Genomic DNA, 20,397 nt, shown 5'->3' with positions numbered 1-20,397 from the left:
GTGATGGCCGTGACACTCGAGGCGGGCACGGAGCGCTTGGCGCCGCCGTCCTGGCAGCCGGCGGAGTCCGTCGCACCACGGCAGAACGGATGGCTTAACCTCGCCCTTGGCCATACCCTGCTCTTCCTGCTGCTGGCCTTCGGCATGGTCGGCGCCCGGCCCTTCTCCGGCGCCGACATCGACAGCGCCAGTACCGCGTCCGACGGATTCCTCAATCAGGCGATCTGGCTGGGCGGCGTCGCGTTGGCCCTGCCGCTGATCTTCAGCCGCTTTCGCCTTGCCGTGACCCTGGCAATACAAGCCTGGCCGCTCCTCCTGGTGATCGCGTGGGACACGGCGACGGCCGTCTGGTCGCCTTTGCCCGATGTCACGCTGCGCCGCGTCGCGGTCCTGTGGCTCATGTATGCGGCTGCTCTCGGCGTGGCCGTCTCCGGCATTTCGCTGCGCGACTTCCATCGCATGGCATTCCTCATCGCCGGGGTCGTGATGGCGCTCGACATCATGGCCGCCATCGGCATGCCCAGCCGCGGCCTCGACAATGAAGGGCGCGTGATCGGCATGCACGGGCATAAGAACTCCGCCGGCCAGGTCGCCGTGATGGCGAGCCTCTGCTGGTATTTCTATGCCGGGCGCTTGTCGTGGGGCGCCACGCGGATCCTGATGCTGGGCGCTGCCGCCGTCTTCTATCTCGTGATCTTCGCCACCGGGTCGAAGACCGGCAGCGCGCTTGCCATGCTGGTCGTGATCTGGACCGCCCTGGCCGCCATGCTCTGTCGCAAGGGACCCAGCGCGGTCGCACTCTTCGGCAGCGGGCTCGGTTTTCTGGTGCTGGCCATTGTGGTGGTGCTGATGCTCGCCGGAGTCAGTGCAACCGAAGTCGGCACAGCGGTCTTCGGCGATCTCACCTTCACGGGCCGGTTGCCGCTCTGGGAAGCGATCTGGGATCAGATCACGAAGCATTTCTGGACCGGCTATGGCTTCGGCGCGTTCTGGGACGTGGCCGGTTCAGACAACTCCTTCGGCTTCTCCAAGTCGGTCGGCTGGCTGGGCGTCGTCGGCCAGGCCCATAACGGCTATCTCGACCTCTTCCTGCAGACGGGCCTCGTCGGCTTGGGATTGGCGCTGCTCTCCCTGGGCTGGATGTTCCGCCTGGGCGCGCGACTGCTCGGGCAACCACCGCGCCGCCCCTTCGACATGCCGGCGCGCGCCTTCGCCTACGCGATGATTCTCTCCATCGCCCTCTACAATCTTCTCGAAAGCTCCTATCTGCGGCCGCATCACATGCAGGCGGTCTGGCTGTTCATGCTGGTGGCGCTCATGCAGCGTGAGTTGCTGGAGGGGCGTATCGTCCGCCAGAGGGCGTTGCTCCGGCGCCGGAGGAGCGAGCCGGTTCACGGTCAATCGCTGATGGGGACGCCGCGGGAGCCCTTCCTGAAGGCTTAGGCTGCCGATGCCAGGCTCGCCGCCGATCCGCGATGCCGGCCCGCCTGGAAGCGCTCGAACCAGCAGCCCAGGATGAAGAGCGCGTAGATCTGCCGGTCGAGCGGCTGCGACTGGGACAGATGCTGGCGCCAGAGCGCTTCGATGGCGGCCCGATCGAACAACCCCGTCCGCGGCAGGATCTCGAGCAGGGTGGATTCGACGCGAGAGCGCAAAGCGTCGCGCGACCAGGCGCCGAAGGGGATCGGGAAACCCTTCTTCTTGCGATTGACGATTTCGGCCGGCAGAAAGCGGCGCGCCATCATCTTATGGACGATCTTGCGCCGGCCCGGCGCCAGCCGGAAAGCACGCGGCAGGGATTCGACGAAGCGCACCACCTCGAGATCGAGGATCGGCACCCGGACCTCCAGCGCGTAGGCCATGGAGATCTTGTCGGTATAGAGCAGCCAATCGTCCGGCAGGCAGGTCCGCGCATCGACGCTCATCATGGTCTCGACCGGCTCGCGGCCGGTGCCCCGGCTCCAGTCGAGCCAATAGCCGATATCACCCAGCGCCTTGCCGTCGTCGGCGCGACCCGTGAGAGCCTGGCGCTGGCCCGCGGTGAAGAGCGCATAGGCCTCGCGGAAGCGTTCGGCCGGCGATTCGATCGGCAGGCTGCGCAATGCGCGCTGCACCGCTTCCGGCAGTTTGCCGTAGCCGCCCATCGCGCGCCCGACCCAGCCGGCCATCGCGGGCGCCGGCAGCAGGCGGCGCAGCACCTCGTTCTGATAGCGGGTATAGCCGCCCCAGGGTTCGTCGCTGCCCTGGCCGCTCAAGGCCACGGTCACGTCCTGGCGCATGCGGCCAATCAGATGCCAGATCGCCAGCGCCGAGGTGGAGACGATCGGCTCCTCCAGGCTGTCGATCACCTGGTCGAGCGTCGCCATCAGATCCTCCGGCGCGACATTGACGGCGACGAAGGGCAGATCCAGCGCCGCCGCGGTCCCGCGCGCATCCTCGATCTCGCATTCCTTATGCCCGGCGCCGAAGCCCACCGTGTAGCAAGGCAGCACGCGCCCCTTCTCCTTGGCCAGGGCCGCAACCAGCGCCGAATCGATCCCGCCCGACAGCAGAATCCCGACCGGCACGTCCGACAGGAGCTGGCGGTCCACGGCCTCGCCCAGCACCTCGTGATAGCGCTCGACCGCATCGGCGCGATTGCCCGCATAGCGCTCCGCCACCGGCTCGATATAGCGCGCGAGCTCGGTCTCGCCCGTCGCCAGATCGAAGCTGAGGCGGTGGCCGGCGGGCAGACGCTGGATCCCGCGCCAGAGCGTGCGCGGCGAGGGCACGAAGCGCAGCGTCAGGAAGCATTGCAGCGCATCTTCATCGGCCTCGGGCGCCGTGCCTGTCAGCACCATCAGCGCCCTCGCCTCCGAGGCGAAGGCGATCCCGCCTTGGGGCAGCATCGTGTAATAGACCGGCTTGATGCCGAAGGCGTCGCGGACCAGATGCAGCTTGCCCTTGGCGCGATCGAGCGCCGCGAAGGCGAACATGCCGTCCAGACGCGTCAAGGTCGCCTCGAGGCCTCGGGCCGCGAGGAACTCGACCAGGGTCTCCGTGTCCGAATGGCCGCGGAAATTCCCGGCCAGATCCCGGCGCAGCGCCTGATGGTTATAGGCCTCACCATTATAGGAGAGCAACCAGCGCCCGTCGCGGCTGGCCATCGGCTGATGGCCGGCGGGGCTGAGGTCGAGGATCGCGAGCCGGGTATGACCCAACACCACCTGCTTGCCACGCAGATCCTCGCGGGCGACGCCTTCGCTGTCGGGACCGCGATGACGCAAGGCCGCCAAGCCCGCTTCCACATGGACCGCGACCGAGGGCGAAGTGACCGCACCGAAGATTCCGCACATGGATTGGGCCTCCGAAGTGATTTTGAGACGGCAATTTCAGGCGGCGCTGCGCAAATCCGCGCCCTGCGCGCGGCGCACCGTCGCGAGCACGGCCTGATCGAAGCGCTCGACCATGTGATCGAGATGCAGCTCCTCGCGGGATCTGAGCGCGCCCGCCGCCAGGCGCTGCTGGATCTCGGGCGAATCGACGAAGCGCGCCAGCACATGGGCGAAATCCTCCATGTCGCCGGGCACGATCAGTCCATTCTCGCCGTTGCGCAGATACTCGATCTCCGGGCTGTGCAGCGCATGGTCGCGGGTGATCACGGGAACACCTTGCGCGAAGGCGTGATTGACCGCGAGGCCGACGAAACCCGGAATCACCATCGCCGCCGCGACGCGCATATAGCGCGCCACCTGGTCCTGGTCGTAGAGCGCGCCCAGGAAGCGGACCGAGGGCAGGTTGACGGCGCGGCCCTGCAGGCTCTCGGCCGCAGGACCGTCGCCGATGATGAGCACCTCGACCGGCTGGCGGCTGAGCTGCATGGAATTGATGCGGCGGACGGCCTGGATCAGGAGATCGACCTGCTTGGCCGGCAACAGCCGTCCGATATAGAGCAGCACCACCGAATCCGGTTTCAGTCCGAGTTGCTGACGCAATTCGGCCCGGTCGGTCTGCAGATATTTCGCGTGAAGCCGTGTCTGCGCTTCGACGTCGATGGTGTTGCGCACCACCCAGACCCTGTCGTCGGGCATGCCGATACGCCGGAGATTCTCGGCCCCGCCCTCGGTATAGGCCAGATAGCCGTCGGCCTGGCGTGCCAGCAGATCCTTCACCTGCGAAACCATGCCGAAGGCGAGGCCCGAGGACTTTGCCGTGAAGCCCATGCCGACCTTGGCGTGATAGCCAAATCCCCAAAAGATCACAGGCAAGCGACGCTGACGCGCACGCAAGGCCAGCAGCAGGTTGGAGAGGAATTTAAGCTCGTGGCCCATCACCACGGCATCGAACCGATCGGTCAGGATCCGCTGCACGACGGGTTGATAGATCGCACGCCAGCGCCCGAGCGGGATTTCACGATTGTCCACGCGCACATTGGGGAACTGGAGCGGCTCGGGCGCCGCCTGCCAGCCGCTGCCGGTCGGCGGATTGCCGTGAAAGACGACATATTCCGCGCCGCCGCGCGCATTCAACTGCTCGAAGAATCGCGCGCGATAGGTCGGCACGAAACCTTGATGCAGAACGGCGATTCGATAGCTCATGGCGTCGGGGCCTCCTCGCTAATTTGTCTCGGCCTCGGGAGAATCCGCCGGCCATGCCGACGCCGAGGTTGGGACACGATGTTGCCACTTGCTTGACCCGGGGCGGGACCGCCACGATTGAGCCGCATACTGCACGACACAAGGTCGGCGGCGTGTGACCTCCTCATGGCATTCAGGCACGGCGTGGCTTGCATTACGGAGCGCATATATCGGAGACGATTTAGCCGAACGGACCGGCGGGCGACGCCTTTGAACGAGGCCGAGCCATGCGCCTGATCAGTCCACCGCACGCCCGGCAGATCCGGGCCCTGCCGCATCTGGCCGACGGCACCTACCGCAATCTCGATATCGACGGCACGATCGATTTCATGACGCGCCGCTATGTGACGCCGATGGCGCAGCGCTACGACCTGAGCGAGGTGACGTTGGCGGACGGCGCGGCGGGCTATGGCTGGCTCTCGATCGCGTTCCTCCTGCGCGGCGGGCGCGATGCGATCCTGATCGATCCGGATGCCCAGCGCCTGGAGAACGCGGAAGAGATCTGCCACATCCTGGGCGTCGCCAATCGCTGCCGCTTCGTCAATCGGACGCTGCAGGATACGGGCCTGGAGAACGACAGCGTCGATATCTTCGCCTCGATCGAGACGCTCGAGCATGTCGGCCGGCCCAATGTCCGCAACTGCCTGTCCGAGATTGCGCGCATTACGACGGGCCTGGTCGTTCTGACAACGCCGAACCGATTGTTCCCGGTGGTGGCGCATGACACGGGGCTGCCCTTCGCCCATTGGCTGCCGCGCCCGCTGCGCCGCCTCTATGCGCGGCCGTTCGGACGCCTGTCGCAGGAGAATGGCAACCGCTTCCTGGCGCCCTGGGATCTGCAGCCCCTGACGCGGAAGTTCGAGCCCGACAGCCGGATCGCCACCTTCCGCACCCTCGACGAGCTCAAGCGCTTCTATCCGCACTACCTGCCCTATGGACCCGATCCGGCCCATCGATTGCGGCAGCGCCCCAATCCGCTGCTCTGGCGCTATCAGACGGTCATTGCCACTCTGCTCAGCACGCGCTCCTATTGGCTGGCACCCAACCTCGCCTCCGTGTGGGTCCGTCGGGAAACAGCCTGAGGCCGGAACGCTTTCATGAGCCAAGTCAGCATCGTGATCTGCACCTTCAACCGGCCTGCCCTGATGGCGAAGGCGGTTCGCTCCTGCGTGGCGCAGGAAGGCCTGCCCGCGAACACGATCGCCATCCACGTCGTCGACAACAGCGCCGACGGCAATGCAGCCGCGCAGGTTCAGGCGCTGGCCACGTCCAGCCCGGTTCCGATCACCTATGTCGGCGAGCGGCGCTCCAATATCGCGCGCGCGCGCAATGCCGGCATCGCCGCCAGCGACGCGCCCTTCATCGCCTTCCTCGACGATGACGAGGAGGCCAGCCCGCGCTGGATCGCCGGGCTGCTGGCGACGATCGAGCGCACCGGTGCCGACGTCGCTTTCGCCCCGGTGCTGCCGCAGTTCGAGGCCGGCCAGCCGCCGGCATGGGATCCGGAGGCGCTTCTCTTCAAGCGCGATATGGGACTGCCGGACGGCACGCCGGCCCCCTTGCACGCGACCGGGGCCTCGCGCGGCGGCGGCACGGGCAATTGCATGCTGCGGCGCGCGACCTGCATCGGCTCGGGCGAGCCCTTCGATCCCGGCTTCGGCGTCACCGGTGGAGAAGACACCGACTTCTTCATGGGGCTGTCCCGTGCCGGCCGCCGCTTCGTCTGGTGCGCCAGCGCACCCGTGAGCGAGTTCGTGCCGGCGGCGCGCAGCCGGCTCGACTACATGGCGCGCCGGACCTTCCGGCAGAACCAGAGCTATGTGCGGCTGCGCAAGAAGAACAGCGCGCGGCCATTGCTGGTGACAGCCAATCTGATGGCCCGGGGTGCCGTCCAGCTGGGGCTCTGGAGTCTCCTGGCCGTCCTCGGACGCCTGGCCCGCCGCGGCGACGCTTCGCGCGCCTGGATCAAGATGAATGCCGGCGCCGGCAAGCTGCTCTGGGCACGCGCCGCCGACAAGCATAGCTGACGACCGGACGGAATCGCGCGCCATCAGGGCGCCGAGCCGGGCATGGCGGTCTTGCCGCCGCCTGAAAAGCAATGGCGCAGGCTCAAGACCGAGGGCGTGATCCCCACATGGCGGACCACGATCCGGTGCAGCCAGAGATTCCAGATCAGCGTGACCAGCAGCGACGCCACTGCTCCGCCAAGCATCCCGAAGAGCGGCAGCAGCAGCGCGTTCAGGGCCAGGGTCGCGACCAGCGAGATCGCGAAGGCCAGCAGGCTCTGGGTCTGGTGGCCCGAGAGAGTCAGGATCTGCGTCACCGGCCCCGCGGCCGCAATCACGAGCTGGCTCACGCCCAGGATGACCAGCGTCAGCTGGCCGCGCGCGAAGTCGGGTCCGAAGACATGCAGGATCTGCTGCCCCGCCACGACCAGCACCGCCACCGCCGCCAGCGACGGCCAGAAGCGCAGCTGGGTGGCGCGCGCCACCAACGACTGCAGTCCGGCTGCGTTCTTGTTGGCGATCAGATGCGAGGCCTGCGGGGACAGGATCGCGTTGATGGCATAGAGCCCGAAGCTGATCAGGTTGGCGGTGCGGAAGCAGGCGCTATAGACCGCCATATCCTCCGATGGCAGGAAGAAGCCGGCGATGGTGAGGCTCATTTCCTGGAAATAGGTCGTGAACAGCACCAGGAGCTGCAGCTCGAGGCTGGTTCGGGTCCAGAACCAGGTGCGGTAGGTCGGGGACGCGCCTTTGCGCAGCGGTTTCAGGCCGCGGTCGATATAGACATGCTGGCCCAGCAGCAGGAAGGGCAGCATCGCGACGGTGAAGAGCATCACCAGGCTAGCCGAGAGGCCGCCCCAGAGCAATTGCCAGGCCACCACGATCAGCAGAAGGAAGAGCTGACGCAGGAAGTTCGAGGGCAGGAAGGCCGCGGTGAAATTCGAGATCGACTGGGCGTAGCTGCTATGGAGCTGGAGGATCGCGAAGAGGGGCACGCCGACGAAGGCGAGCGCCAGCGCGCCGTCCATGCCGCCGGTTCCCTGCCGCCACCAGAGGAAGGCCAGGCCACCCAGCATGGCGACGATGCTGGCGATGAAGGAAAGCTGGTTGCCGCGCTTGAGGAAGCCCGCCACCTCGTCGCGCTGGTCGCGCGCCGCCGCCTGGCGGACGAAGCGGACCGCCGAGGCGGGATAGCCCAGCGTCGTCAACGACGACACCACCATGCAGGCCGAGAAGGCGAAGACATAATTACCCAGCTCGGCCGCCCCCATCCAGCGGGCCAGCAGGATATAGGTGACGTAGGTCAGGGCCGTGCCGCCGACGCGCAGCAGGAACACGACCGCCGACCAGCGCACGAACGACTTGAAGGTCGCGACCTTGCTCAGCGCGGGGTCGGCCGGCTCGGCGGGCGCGGCGATGGCGGCGGGACCCGGCCGGTCAGGCGATGAAGCGGCGACGTGCATGCTCATAGAACTCCAGGTCTCCCGCGCAGAGCTGCTCCATCCGGGCGCGCGCACTGCGGTCGATCTCCGGCTTCTGGAAACGGCCGGAGCGCATATGATGCAACCGTAGCGGCGCGCCGAAGACGCCGGCGAAGCCGGCCGCGAAGTCGGGCAGCCTGTCGGTGAAGCCGACCAGGGCGAATTTCTCCAGATTGGTGCGCGCGGCCGTCATCGCCTCGCCTATGCCCGCGGGCGGGATGATCGCCCGCCCGCTGAAATAGCGCAGCATCACGGTGGCATGACGCCAGCCCACCTCGGAATCGAGATAGGCCGCAAACGGCATGTCGATGTAGTTCCCGAGCCGTGCGTCGGCATAGTTCGACACCAGCCGGTCGAGGGGATTGCGCAGCACCGACACGAAGCGATAACGGTCGCCGAAGGCGGTATGCGCCAGCTCGCTGAAGAGGAAATGGCCGCAGACCAGGGGCGCGTCGTCGGCCATGTAATAGAGCATGAGATGTTCGCGATAGGCGAAGATCACCTGCGATTCGGGTCCGTCCTCGTGGATGTTCCATTCCGGCCGCCCCGATTGCAGCGCGGTCGCCCGGCGCGAGGGGCGCGCCAGGATCATCCCGATCCGCTTCTGCAGGGGGCAGAGGCTGCGCATGGCGTCCGTGACCGAGGTCCCGGCGCATTTGGGCACATGCATATAGAGGCAGTTGTAGGCGAGCGGCCGGCGCAGCGAACGCAGCGCGCGGGCCGCATAGAGGCGCATCCGCTCGTAGGTCTGCCGCGCCAGCGGCCGCGCTTCGGGATCGGGATTGAGCCCATGCCGCAGCAAGGGCGGCAAAGCGGGGGGAGACTCGGGCGATGGCGAGGTCGACATGTCTCACCCGATCGCCCCCGGTTTGAAGGCCTCCGCGAGCGCCGCCCAGCAGGGCTTGCGCTTGAGCTGATCGTCCAGCGGCAGGGGACGGTTAGGCTGTCCGTCGTTGCGGCGGAAATTGGCACCGGCGTTGGGCGCGTTGTACCAGCTCTGCTTGTCGACCAGGCCCCAGGTGAAGACCGCGTCGACGGCCTTCTCGGTCAGCGCCGGGCCGATCGTCTTGTAGTAGAGCTGGGCCACCTGCTCGTCGCGCTGCGCGAAATCGTAGGGCAGCATGTTGTCGAGCACGTCGAGCTCGGTGAACATCACCTTGAGCCCGAGCTGGCCGACCGCCTGGACGAAGGCGCGGATCTTCTCGGAATCGAGCCCCTCGGTCGTCTTGATATGCGCCTGGATGCCCAGGGCATGGATCGGGGTTCCCGCTGCCTTGAAGGCCCGCAACTGATCCAGCACCTTCTTGCGCTGCGCGTCGTTGAAAGAGCTGTCGGCGGTCAGGTGGGTGTCGTTCAGGATCAGGATCGCGTCGGGGTCGGCGGCCGCCGCGGTGCGGAACGCCAGATCGATATAGCCCGGCCCCAGCACGTCCAGCCAATAGGATGAACGGTAGATCGCATTCGGCACGGGCGCGAAGATCTCGTTGACCACGACCCAGTGATAGATCTTGCCGCGATAACGTCCGACCACGGCGTTGATGTGATCGACCATCGCGCGCTTGGCGCCGTCGACGGTCGACAAGTTGCGCAGCCAGTCTGGGATGTCCTGATACCAGACCAGGCAGTGGCCGCCGGCCTTCATGTTGTTCTTGGCCGCATAGTCCATCATCCAGTCGGCATCGGAGAAGGTGTAGCTGTCGGGGGTCTTGTGGCAGGCACGCCACATGAAATCCCAGCCGTTATGCAGCACCCCGCATTCGCGCGCATAGGCGGCCGCAAAATCGGGATCCTTGTTGGTGAAACGGAACTGGTTGTGCGAGCCGAATTTGACCCCTCTGTTCTGCACCAGCTCGCGCAACGGCGGCAGCGATTCCAGATTGCGGCCCGAGAAGCTCGCCGGCGGCGCAGCCTGCAGCCCGCGCAAGGGCCGCAGCACGCCCAGCGCCGTCGCGGCGGCGCCGGCCGCAATCAGGCGCCGACGTCCGATCAAGCCCGAACGGCCGCCCATCACGATTGACCCCCGGCCGCTCATCAGCCTCTCTCGGACGGTCGCTGGTCGAGACGCGCCGCGCCCGCAGCCTCGGTCGATCCGGCAGGCGCGAAGAGCACGTCATAGGCGCCCAGCAGGACCGGCACCGAATGTTCCCAGGCGAGGCTCTCGCGCAGGCGGCGCTGGCCGAAATCGGCCATCAGCTTGCGACGCGGCTCGTCGTCGAGCAGCTGCGCGATCAGCGACGCCATCGCCGTCTCGGCATTGGCGGGCGCATAGAGGGCCGCCTCCTGCGCCGAGAAGCGGGTCTCGCGCAGGTCGAAGGCGACGATCGGCAGGCCGAAATACATGTACTCCATGATCTTGTTCATGGTGCTCTTGTCCGACCAGTCGTTCTTCGGGTCGGGATCGACGCCGATATCGGCCGAGGACAGGATGCGGCAGAGATCCTCGTCGCTGACCCGGCCGGTGAAGGTCGTCATGTCGGCGAGGCCCAGCGTCTGCGCATAGGCCTTGATCTCCGGCTGATGCGGGCCGCCGCCGACGAAGACCGCCTGGATGTCGTCGCGGCCGCGCTCGCGCAGCTCCTTGAGCGCGCGCAGCATGTAGTCGACCCCGTCCTGCTTGCAGATCTCGCCCAGATAGACCACGAGATGGCGCTTGCCGTTGCGCCAGGAGGGATCGGCCGGATAGCGCTTGAAGCGCGCCAGATCGGGGCCCGACCGCACGATATGGACCTGGTCCGGCCGCATCCCGCCGCGCTCGACCGCGATGCGCTTGTGGCTTTCGTTGGTGGTGATGATCTGGTCGGCGGTGCGGAAGGTCATCCGCTCGAGGAACAGCAGGCCCCGATACATGGCGCCGTCGCTGCGATCGAACTTCGCCGCATACATCTCGGGCGAGAGATCGTGATGATCGAACAGGAAGCGTTTGCCGAAGGGACGCCAGAACCAGGCCAGCGCCCAATAGGTCTCGGGCGGGTTGCAGGCATGGATGACGTCGAAGCCGCGGCCCCGGAACGCGACCCGCAGGCTCTTCATCCAGGTCCGGATGAAGCACCAGAGGAACTCGGCCACGAATCCCAAGGCGCCCTTGGCGTCGATCGGCAGGCCGTAGCGATAGATATCGACGCCCTCGAGCCGCTCGAAGCTGCGGTTGAAGCCCTTGGCCTTGGGGCAGATCACGCTGACGCCGTAGCCCGCCTTGGTCAGGCTGGTGGCTTCGAGCCAGACCCTCCGGTCGAAGGGAACCGGCAGGTTCTGGACGACGATGAGGACGCGACGCGAGGATTCGGATCGGGCCATCATCTCACCAGCAGATGCCGTGATATTGCCCGCCATCCGACGTGCGATTGCCGATGCGGGCGAAATCGACGATCACTTGTCCGTTCTTGACCTTCTCGAAGACCTCGTCGTGGCTGGGATCGTTGTTGCCGATGACCACGGTCTCGGCGTGATCCATGACGGCGTCGATGCTGTCCACCACCAGGTTGTAGATATGCGGGATGTGGTTGAGCAGATAGCTCTTGTTCGAGCCCATCAGCCCGGCCAGCTTGACGTTGCGATCGAAGATGCGCACGTCGTAGCCCTTGCCGATCAGGTTCTCGACCACGTTCACCATCGGACTCTCGCGCAGATCGTCGGTGCCAGCCTTGAAGCTCAGGCCCAGCACCCCGATGCGCCGATGGCCCTGCTCGGCGATCATGCGCAAGCCGCTGCTGGTATGGCGCTCGTTGCTGGGGATGACGGAGGTCAGGATCGGCAGTTCGAGATCGAGCCGGCGGGCGCGGTAGTTGAGCGCACGCAGGTCCTTCGGCAGGCAGGACCCGCCGAAGGAGAAGCCTGGCTTCAGATATTTGGGCGAGATGTTGAGCTTGGTATCCTGGCAGAAGATGTCCATGACCTTGTGGCCATCGATGCCGAGCGCCTTGGCGATGGCGCCCATCTCGTTGCCGAAGCCGACCTTGAGCGCATGCCAGGCGTTGTCGGCATATTTCACCATCTCGGCGATCTCGATGTCGGTATGGATCATCGGCGCGTCGATGCCGTCATAGAGACCGGCGAGGGTCTTGCGACTGCGCTCGTCGGTGGCGCCGATGACGGTCTTGGGCGGATTGAAGAAGTCGTCGACCGCCGTGCCTTCGCGCAGGAACTCCGGATTGAAGCAGACGCCGAAATCGACGCCGGCCTTCTTGCCCGAGGCGCGCTCCAGCAGCGGAATCACCACGTCGCGGGTCGTGCCCGGCAGCACGGTGCTGCGCATCACCACCACGAAGAAATCCTTGCGCGCCTTGAGGGCGCTGCCGATCTCCTCGCACACCGCGCGGACATAGGTCAGGTCGAGATTGCCGTTCTGCTGGCTGGGGGTGCCGACGCAGACGAAGGCGAGGTCGGTGACGGCGACCGCGGCGGGCCCGTCGGTCGTGCCGGTGAGCCGGCCCTCGCGCACGGCCTTGGCGATCAGATCGCCGATCTTGGCCTCGATCACCGGGGATTCGCCGCGCGCGATGAAGGCCGTCTTGGTCGGATTGACATCGACGCCGACGATCTGATGGCCGCGCGCGGCCAGGCAACCCACCGAGACCGCGCCAACATAACCGAGTCCGAAAATGCTGATCTTCACGCTGTTCACCTGTGACTGGAGGAAGACGCCAGGCGCCCCGTCATCGCGCTGGCGATGGCGGCGGTTCCGGCCGTGGGATCGCGGTCGAACGCGATCCGGGTCTCGAATTCGACATGGCCCTCGACGTTCCCCTCGCCCAGCAGCGTCCAGGCCGGCTCGCGGCGGCCGAAACCGGCCGAGTACCAGCCGAGCGGCGGCTCGACCGAGCCGCGCGCCAGGGACCAGGCGAGGCCCTCGGGCAGCGACATCGAGGCTGAGCGCGCGATGGCGCCGGCCGGCCATCGGAGCCGCGCGACGGTTCCTTCGAGGCTGATCTCGACGGCGGGGCCGAAATGAAAGGCGAGACGGCAACGGCCGCGCCGAGCCAGATCCAGCCGGTCGGTGACCGCGAGGCCGGGTTCGGCGCGGTCGAGGGTGACGCTGCGCTCATGGGATGCGCGCGAGGGCAGGCGGCGATAGCCGTCATGGGTCGCGCGCAATTCGGCGACCGGGCCGGAATCAAGGCCGGTCGCCGCGATCAGCCGCGACCGGGCAGGCTTCTGCCAGAAGAACATGCCGCCGGCGACCGACTGGTCCTGACCGTCGAGCTCGAGCGCGTTGTGCGCGAGCGTCGAGCGGAAATAGTTCCGCCAGGCAGGCTCCGACTGGTAGCAGCCGGTGCCGGGATCGGCCAGGATCTCGACGCCGCCGACCCGCAGCTCGATCGAAAGCGCGTCGGCGTGGGCATGGGCCGCGAGCGGCTCCAGCCCGTGAGGGCCGTGATCGCAGCGGCACCAGATCTCGTCGCCCAAGCGGGTCTCGCCGCGCAGGATGGCGATCCCGGACTGGGGAAACAGGGCCGGCCGCGTTGTCGGGCGTGGCGAGAGCGGCAGGGCATCGGGCGCCAGGGCCGCCCAAAAGGCCGCCCGCAGGCCGGCGCGGCGTGGCGTCGGCCACCAGGGCGCGGCGGTGAAGAGGGCGGCGCCGCTGGCGAGCAGGGAATCCGCGCGGGGCTGCTCCGGCGCATCCAGCAGCAGTGCCGTGCAATCGTCGCTGTCGCCCTGGCGGGGCGGCCTGCCCTCGCGGTCGACCCAGCCTGCCAGCGCATCCGTCATGGACTGGGCGGCGACCCAGACATCGCGGCCGAGCGGGAAGCCGGCCGCATAGCCTTCCAGCATGGCGGTTACGGTCAATTCGAGCACGAAGAGGTGGTAGTCGGTCGCGAGCTCGCGGTTGCTGCCGTCGGCGAAGGTCTGGCGGGGAATCTCCCGGCGGAGCCGCGCCAGCGCCTTCGCGCGCCAGCGGTCGGTCTGGGCGAAACCGCGAAACGCGCAGGAGGCCGCGAACAGCCCCACCGTCTCGGCCAGGAGATGGTTGTTGGCCGAGGAGCCATGGCTGCGGAAGCGGGCCAGATAGAGCTGATGGCTATAGAGCTGGCGCAGGAAGATCGGGTTGCGCTCGAACAGGGCCGGCGCCTCGCTCCAGCTCTGCAGCAGCCGGCGGATCCAGACCCAGGCGATCAGCCGCATGCCGACCTCGATGCCCATGGTCCAGTGGATGCCGGAGAGAACCGGATTGGCGTCCCACCAGGATTGCAGCTGCATGCCGACCCTCTCGGCATAGCGGGTCTCGCCGGTGAGCGTATAGGCCGCCGCGAGCAGGGTCAGGTGGTGGTGGCGCGACAGCTCCCAGATACGCTTGACGTCGCGGTCGGGCGCGCCCTGGCGCCAATCGACGTCGAACCCGTACTCGTTCCGGCTGGCGGAGAAATCGCTGCTGCCGTCGCCGAACCAGTCCGGCACCGGCGCCATGTCGGAACGGGCCCGGCCGAACACGTCCCAATGGCCGTCCATGATCCGGTCGGCGGCGGCGACCAGGGCCAGCGTCGAAGGATCATCCGCGGCGATGGCGGGCAGGCGCGAGAGCGGCGTGGCGAAGATGACGGGCCCGAGGATCCGCGGGAACAATGAGAGGCGGGAGCCCGCCTTGCGGCGCGAGCGCCACGATGCCTTCCGTGCCGCATCGCTGGCGCGCAGGACGATTTCGAGCGCCGACATCCGCCGCAGCCTCGCGGCATACCAGGCCAGATTCATCGCGGGCATCCTGCTCCGTCTCGGGTCCCCGGGTGCCGCCCGATCGGGGCCGCCCCGACCGCGACCGTCCAGCGGGCGGTCAATAGGCGTTTTCGCGTTTCAAAACGGCCACGATCGTCAGCAGCAGGATCTTGATGTCGAGCAGGACCGACCAGTTCTCGATGTAATAGAGGTCATGCTCGACCCGCTTAACCGCCTTCTCGACCGTGTCGATCTCGCCGCGCCAGCCATTGACCTGGGCCCAGCCGGTGATGCCCGGGCGAACGCGGTGACGCGCCGCATACTCGGCCACAATCTCGTCGTAATAGCGGTTGTTGATCTTGAGCGCGGCCTGGTGGGGGCGCGGCCCCACGATCGACATCTCGCCGCGCAGGACATTGATGATCTGCGGCAGCTCGTCGAGGCTGGTCTTGCGCAGGAAGCCGCCGAGCCGCGTGACGCGCGAATCGCCGCGCTTGACGACGTTCTCGCCCGCCGCGTCGCATTGATCGGTGTACATGGTCCGGAACTTGAAGACCTCGATCATCTGGTTGTTGTAGCCATAGCGGCGCTGGCGGAAGAAGACGGGCCCCGGGCTGTCGAGCTTGACGGCCAGGGCCACCAGCGCCAGCAGCGGGGAGATGAGCACCAGGATCGCGGCCGCGAGGAACCGGTCCTCGATCTCCTTGCGGACCCATTTCCAGTCGCTGAGCGGGCGCTCCACCAGATTGAGCACGGGCTGATCGGCGACGCGGCCGATCGAGCAGTTCTCGAGCGGCAGGCCCTTGAGGTCGGGGCAGAGGCTGACGGCGACGGGGAGCTGGCGCAGCCGGCGGAAGATCTCCGCGAGCTCGGTCTCGGCCTGGGCCGGCATGGCCACCACCACCTGGTCCACATGGACCCGGCGGCAGAACTCGGTCAGGTCGTCGATATTGCCCGCCAGGCCGCGCCCCGCGACGACCGGCCGACGGTCGCTGAAACGCTCGTCGAACACGCCGACGATCTCCACCTCGGCACTGTGGCTGGCCTCGACCATGGCGATGAAACGCTCGGCTTCGAGACCGGCACCCACCACCACGAGATTCCGGGAGAGGCGCCCCTGCCGGGTCCAGTGGCGGACCAGGGCGCTCAACGCCACGCGATTGACCGCCAGCCCCGACAGCCCGATCAGGAACCAGGAGACCACCCAGCCGCGGGAGAAATTCTCCCCGGTCTTGGTGAAGAACAGGGCGGCGGCGAACACCAGCAGCACCAGCGACCAGGCCAGCACCGCGCGGCCGAAGCGGCGCAAGGGGGAACGCAGGGTCGGGTGGGTGTAGAGATGAGCCAGCTGGAAGCCATTGGCGCAGAGCAGACCGATGATGGCCACGAAGACCAGGGACAGATCGGCCGCCAGCGCCTGCTGGGCCGGGGGATAGACCCGATAGGCGATCAGGCCGGCGCCGAGCACCGCAACCAGGTCCGCAAGCCGAAGACACCCGGAGACGATTGGCAGCGACACGGTTCGTCTCTCCGATATCATCGAAGTCACCTATCGATTTCTTTTTCTGAGATCGCGGGCACGACTGCCGCGGTTGACGCCACGCCTTGGCGTTCGGGGGAGCGGCAACGTCACGCTAACAGCGAGGGCCAGAGCCTTGGGAAGCAAAGTTGTGGCAGCGTCACCGCCATTGAATAGCGGCTCAGCAATAAGCCGCTCGCAGCGCGCGCTTGCGCATATCGCGTTTCGCGCAAGCCGTGGCATCCTTGTGGCACAAGAATCGGAGCGCGTGATTCCTTCTCTCGCGACGCGCGCATAGTCGGCGATGCGATCGTCGAACTCGCATCGACCCGTCGTTGATTTGGGCGCCAATGAAGTGGTGAAATTTACCTAGATGAAGAGATCGTTGATGAAAGATCGCGTGTTAATGAATGAGGGAAAGCCGCAACGCGCGCTCCAGGCGCTGCAGCATTTTCTCGAAACGCCGTTGAACCGGTTGCTCGAGAACGTCGGCATGGCGGACAGCGAGGCATCCGTCCTTGCACTCTTTCGCGATGTGGCCGCGCGCGTCCCCGCCTATCGGCAGTTCCTCGATGAGCGCGGCATCGATCCGGCGTCGATCCGTAGCGCCGGCGACTTCTCGACGCTGCCGCTCACCGACAAGGCGAACTATCTCCAGCAGCACAAGCTGGATGAGCTCTGCCGCGACGGTCGACTCGACAGCTGCGACATCATGGCAGTCTCCTCGGGCTCGACCGGCAAGCCGACCTTCTGGCCGCGCTTCCTGAGCGACGAGCTGGTCACCGCCGTCCGCTTCGAGCAGGCCTTCCATGACAGTTTCGCGGCCGACCGGCGCCGCACCCTCGCCGTCGTCTGCTTCGCGCTGGGAACCTGGGTCGGCGGTCTCTTCACGACCGCATGCTGCCGCCATCTCGCCGCCAAGGGCTATCCGCTGATGGTGGTCGCCCCCGGCAACAACAAGGCGGAGATCTGGCGGGTGGTCCGCGAGCTGGCGCCGCAGTTCGACCAGACCGTGCTCCTGGGTTATCCGCCCTTCCTCAAGGACGTGATCGATGGCGGCATCGCCGAGGGCCTCGACTGGCGGCCCTTCCAGCTCAAGCTGGTGATGGCGGGCGAGGTCTTCAGCGAGGAATGGCGCGACCTGGTCGGCGCCCGTGCGGGGATCGCCGATCCCGCCTACGGCTCGGTCGCTCTCTACGGCACCGCCGACGCCGGGGTGCTCGGCAACGAGACGCCGCTCAGCATCGTCATCCGCCGCTTCCTGGGCCGCAATCCCGCAGCCGCCCGCGAGCTCTTCGGCGAATCCCGGCTGCCGACGCTGGTCCAGTACGATCCGCGCGCGCGTTACTTCGAGACGCGCGACGGCACCCTGCTCTTCTCCGGCGACAATGGCGTGCCGCTCCTGCGCTACCACATCGCCGACACGGGCGGGCTCGTGCCCTATGAAGAGATGCTGAGGTTCCTGGCTGCGCGCGGCTTCGATCCGGTCGCCGCCCTGTCACAAGCAGGGGCGCAAGCGGGCGGGCGCGGGGTCCGGCCGCTGCCCTTCGTCTATGTGTTCGGCCGCTCCAATTTCACCGTCTCCTATTTCGGCGCGAACATCTATCCCGAGAACATCACGGTCGGGCTCGAGCAGGAGCAGGTCGCGGGCTGGGTGACGGGCAAGTTCGTGCTGCAGGCGATCGAGGGGCTGGAGCAGGCCCCGCACCTCGCGATCGCGGTCGAGCTGGCGCCCGGGATCGCAGCCGACGACTCCAAGCGCGACAGCATCGCGCAGTCGATCCTGACGCAGCTCCTGCGCCTCAACAGCGAGTTTCAGGCCTACACGCCGCCGGAATATCGCCTGCCGCGCGTCAGCCTGAAGCCGTCCGGCGATCCCGACTGGTTTCCGGTCGGGGTCAAGCATCGCTATACGCGCAAGTAAGGGATCCTTGCGATCAGGCGGCGCTTTTGCTGCCGCCCGGGCGCTTCTCGATGTCATCGAGGAAGGAGGAGAGATCCTCCAGCCCTTCGGGATTCGCCGCCTCGGCCGCCGACCCGGGGATCTCGGGCGTGAAGGCGGCCATGGTGGCGCCGGTCTGGCGCGCGATCGCCGCCAGGAGATCGGGCGTGTTGATCGGCTTGGAGACATAGTCGTTCATCCCGGCGCCGAGATAGGTCTCGCGGTCGCCGGAAAGCGCATTGGCGGTGAGGGCGATGATCGGCACGCGACCGGCGGGCCCCGGCAATGCACGGATCAGTCGCGTCGCCTCGATGCCGTCCATCTCCGGCATATGGCCGTCCATCAGGATGAAGTCGAACTGGCCGATCCCGGCGGCATCGACCGCCTCGCGGCCATTGGCGACGAAGCTCGCCTTGATGCCGGCGGCGCCCAGGATGCCCTCGATCACCAACTGGTTGACGCGATTATCCTCGGCGACCAGTGCCCTGAGCCCCGCGCGCAGCCCGGCGGCGGGCCCCGCCTCGATCAGCTCGGCGCGATCGAAGCTGCCATCGTCGCGGCGCAGGGGGATCTCGAACCAGAAGCGGCTGCCGCGGCCCGGCTCGCTGTCGACGCCGATGTCGCCGTTCATCAGGTCCACGAGCTGCTTGCAGATGGCGAGGCCCAGGCCCGTGCCGCCATATTTGCGCGTGGTGGAGCTGTCGGCCTGGCTGAAGCGGACGAAGAGGTTGGCCTGCACCGCCTTGGGAATACCGATGCCGGAATCCTCGACCTCGACATGGATCACGACCCGATCGCCCTCCTCCCGGGTCCGGGCGCGCAGGATTACCTGACCCTTCTCGGTGAATTTGATCGCGTTGCCGACGAGATTGATCAGGATCTGGCGCAGCCGCATCGGATCGCCCACCAGCCGTTCCGGCAGGTCGTCGAGCCCTTCCAATCCGAGATGGAGCTGCCGCCCGGCGGCGCGATGCGTCATGAGGATGCTGACCGACTGCAGCAGATCGGGCAGCGAGAAGGCAACCGCTTCCAGATCGAGCTTGCGAGCCTCCATCTTGGAGAAGTCGAGGATGTCGTTGATGATCGCCATCAGCGATTCGGCCGACACCGTGATGACGTCGACATAGCCCGCCTGCTCGCGATCGAGATCGGTGCGCTTCAGGAGCGACACCATGCCGATCACGCCATTCATCGGCGTGCGGATCTCGTGGCTCATCATCGCCAGGAACTGCGACTTGGCCTGGCTGCTGGCGGCAGCCGCCTCGAGGGCGTGCGTCAGGCGCTCGGTCGTGGACTGGAGATGCTTCTGCGTGGCTTCGAGTTCGGCCACCGTGGCGCGGAGCCGGGCCGCCTCGCGCTCGGAGTTGCGGGCAATCCGGCGATCGGCGATGGCGCCTGCCATGGCCGCCAGGAGGATGATCAGGGTGATGCCGACGATGCCGGCGGCCAGCCATTCGGGGCGGACTTCCTGGGCGCGCATCAGCTTGGCGGGGTCGGGAACGATGCCGACCGCGGCCATCGCGGTAAAATGGAGGCCGCAGATGGCGCCGGCCAGCAGCAGCGTCCCGGCCAGGCGGCGACCGCGACGCTGCGGATCGAAGGCCAGGACAAAGCCGGGGGCACCGAGAAGCAACCCGATGCACTGCGCCGCAATGACATAGCTGACGCTATAGGTGAGGCTGCCCGGCACCTCGATCGCCGCCATGCCGGTGAAATGCATGGCGAAGACACCGATGCCGAAGATCGAGCCGCCGGCCAGGCGATGCCTGACCGAAGGCTTGCTCGGCCATAGCGCGACGGCAAAGCCGAGGCCGGTCAGGGCGATCGCGACCGCGACCGAATCCACGGTGAGAAGAACGTCATAGACGACGGGGAAGTTCGGCCTGAAGGCAAGCATCGCGACGAAATGGGTGGCCCAGATGCCGCTGCCGGTGACGATGGCGGTCCCGAGCAGCCAGCCGATGCGCGCGCCCGTATGGGTGCGCTCCGCGCGCGCGGCCATGTTCACCGCCACGAAGCAGGCGGTCGCACACAGGATGGCCGCCAGGACCACCAGTCGCCAGTCATGGTCCTGCGCCAGGCATTGATAGACCCGGAACATGGGCCCGAGTTTGGCGAAACGCGATTAAACGGCCCTTAAACGCTTGGCCAATCACCGCCTCAGGCAATCCGTGGATTTACGGATGCC

14 protein-coding genes are annotated in these 20,397 nt (G+C 67.0%); 4 read left to right on the top strand and 10 right to left on the bottom strand.

The features are described from left to right. Positions 1-3 precede the first annotated feature (3 nt). The gene (locus FRZ44_RS01620; RefSeq protein ID WP_151175532.1) at positions 4-1,443 is read left to right on the top strand and encodes an O-antigen ligase family protein; all 1,440 of its coding nucleotides are present in this window, start codon (positions 4-6) and stop codon (positions 1,441-1,443) included. Here FRZ44_RS01620 and asnB read toward each other — a convergent pair. Together asnB and FRZ44_RS01610 are read right to left on the bottom strand one after the other, a co-directional pair. Next, entirely contained in the window at positions 1,440-3,335 is a 1,896-nt protein-coding gene (asnB, locus tag FRZ44_RS01615) for an asparagine synthase (glutamine-hydrolyzing) (protein ID WP_151175531.1), read from the bottom strand. The genes FRZ44_RS01620 and asnB overlap by 4 nt on opposite strands. A 36-nt stretch (positions 3,336-3,371) precedes the next feature. Further along, complete coding sequence (locus tag FRZ44_RS01610; protein WP_151175530.1) at positions 3,372-4,577, bottom strand: glycosyltransferase; 1,206 nt, start codon at positions 4,575-4,577, stop codon at positions 3,372-3,374. A 266-nt stretch (positions 4,578-4,843) separates the two neighbouring features. Between FRZ44_RS01610 and FRZ44_RS01605 the strand changes: the two genes are divergently transcribed. Both FRZ44_RS01605 and FRZ44_RS01600 read left to right on the top strand, forming a co-directional pair. After that, on the top strand, positions 4,844-5,698 hold the full coding sequence (locus tag FRZ44_RS01605) for a class I SAM-dependent methyltransferase (protein WP_151175529.1): 855 nt from the start codon (positions 4,844-4,846) through the stop codon (positions 5,696-5,698). Positions 5,699-5,713: 15 nt separating this feature from the next. Next, positions 5,714-6,643, top strand: coding sequence for a glycosyltransferase family 2 protein (locus tag FRZ44_RS01600; RefSeq protein WP_151175528.1), 930 nt, complete (start codon positions 5,714-5,716; stop codon positions 6,641-6,643). A 23-nt stretch (positions 6,644-6,666) separates the two neighbouring features. On the opposite strand, the gene FRZ44_RS01595 is transcribed toward FRZ44_RS01600, so the two are convergent. The 7 genes from FRZ44_RS01595 to FRZ44_RS01565 all read right to left on the bottom strand — a co-directional run bounded on the left by FRZ44_RS01595 (position 6,667) and on the right by FRZ44_RS01565 (position 16,267). Further along, positions 6,667-8,091 carry a lipopolysaccharide biosynthesis protein gene (locus tag FRZ44_RS01595; RefSeq protein ID WP_151175527.1) on the bottom strand — a complete coding sequence of 475 codons (1,425 nt, stop codon included), beginning with the start codon at positions 8,089-8,091 and terminating at the stop codon, positions 6,667-6,669. Then, a complete protein-coding gene (locus FRZ44_RS01590; RefSeq protein ID WP_151175526.1) occupies positions 8,060-8,950 on the bottom strand; it encodes a sulfotransferase family 2 domain-containing protein in 891 nt (296 codons plus the stop codon). The genes FRZ44_RS01595 and FRZ44_RS01590 overlap by 32 nt, the downstream gene beginning before the upstream one ends. A gap of 3 nt (positions 8,951-8,953) precedes the next feature. Then, positions 8,954-10,135, bottom strand: a complete 1,182-nt coding sequence (locus tag FRZ44_RS01585; RefSeq protein ID WP_151175525.1) for an endo-1,4-beta-xylanase — start codon at positions 10,133-10,135, stop codon at positions 8,954-8,956. Further along, a complete protein-coding gene (locus FRZ44_RS01580; RefSeq protein ID WP_225308500.1) occupies positions 10,135-11,400 on the bottom strand; it encodes a glycosyltransferase family 4 protein in 1,266 nt (421 codons plus the stop codon). Before FRZ44_RS01580 ends, FRZ44_RS01585 begins: the two co-directional genes overlap by 1 nt. 1 nt (position 11,401) lies before the next feature. Continuing rightward, entirely contained in the window at positions 11,402-12,715 is a 1,314-nt protein-coding gene (locus FRZ44_RS01575) for a nucleotide sugar dehydrogenase (RefSeq protein ID WP_151175524.1), read from the bottom strand. A gap of 5 nt (positions 12,716-12,720) precedes the next feature. After that, on the bottom strand, positions 12,721-14,787 hold the full coding sequence (locus FRZ44_RS01570) for a heparinase II/III family protein (RefSeq protein ID WP_151175523.1): 2,067 nt from the start codon (positions 14,785-14,787) through the stop codon (positions 12,721-12,723). Between the two features lie 79 nt (positions 14,788-14,866). Next, entirely contained in the window at positions 14,867-16,267 is a 1,401-nt protein-coding gene (locus FRZ44_RS01565; RefSeq protein ID WP_191908357.1) for an undecaprenyl-phosphate glucose phosphotransferase, read from the bottom strand. A 406-nt stretch (positions 16,268-16,673) separates the two neighbouring features. Here FRZ44_RS01565 and FRZ44_RS01560 point away from each other — a divergent pair, with 406 nt between their 5' ends. Beyond that, positions 16,674-18,191: a phenylacetate--CoA ligase family protein gene (locus FRZ44_RS01560; RefSeq protein WP_151175521.1), complete on the top strand. Its 1,518-nt coding sequence runs from the start codon at positions 16,674-16,676 to the stop codon at positions 18,189-18,191. A 13-nt stretch (positions 18,192-18,204) separates the two neighbouring features. On the opposite strand, the gene FRZ44_RS01555 is transcribed toward FRZ44_RS01560, so the two are convergent. Next, positions 18,205-20,310 carry an ATP-binding protein gene (locus tag FRZ44_RS01555; RefSeq protein WP_151175520.1) on the bottom strand — a complete coding sequence of 702 codons (2,106 nt, stop codon included), beginning with the start codon at positions 20,308-20,310 and terminating at the stop codon, positions 18,205-18,207. Positions 20,311-20,397: the final 87 nt, after the last annotated feature.

The sequence above is a fragment of the Hypericibacter terrae genome, from assembly GCF_008728855.1.
Lineage (GTDB): Bacteria > Pseudomonadota > Alphaproteobacteria > Dongiales > Dongiaceae > Hypericibacter > Hypericibacter terrae.
Note: the sequence above shows the minus strand (reverse complement) of the source record. Positions and strands in the feature narration are given on the sequence as shown.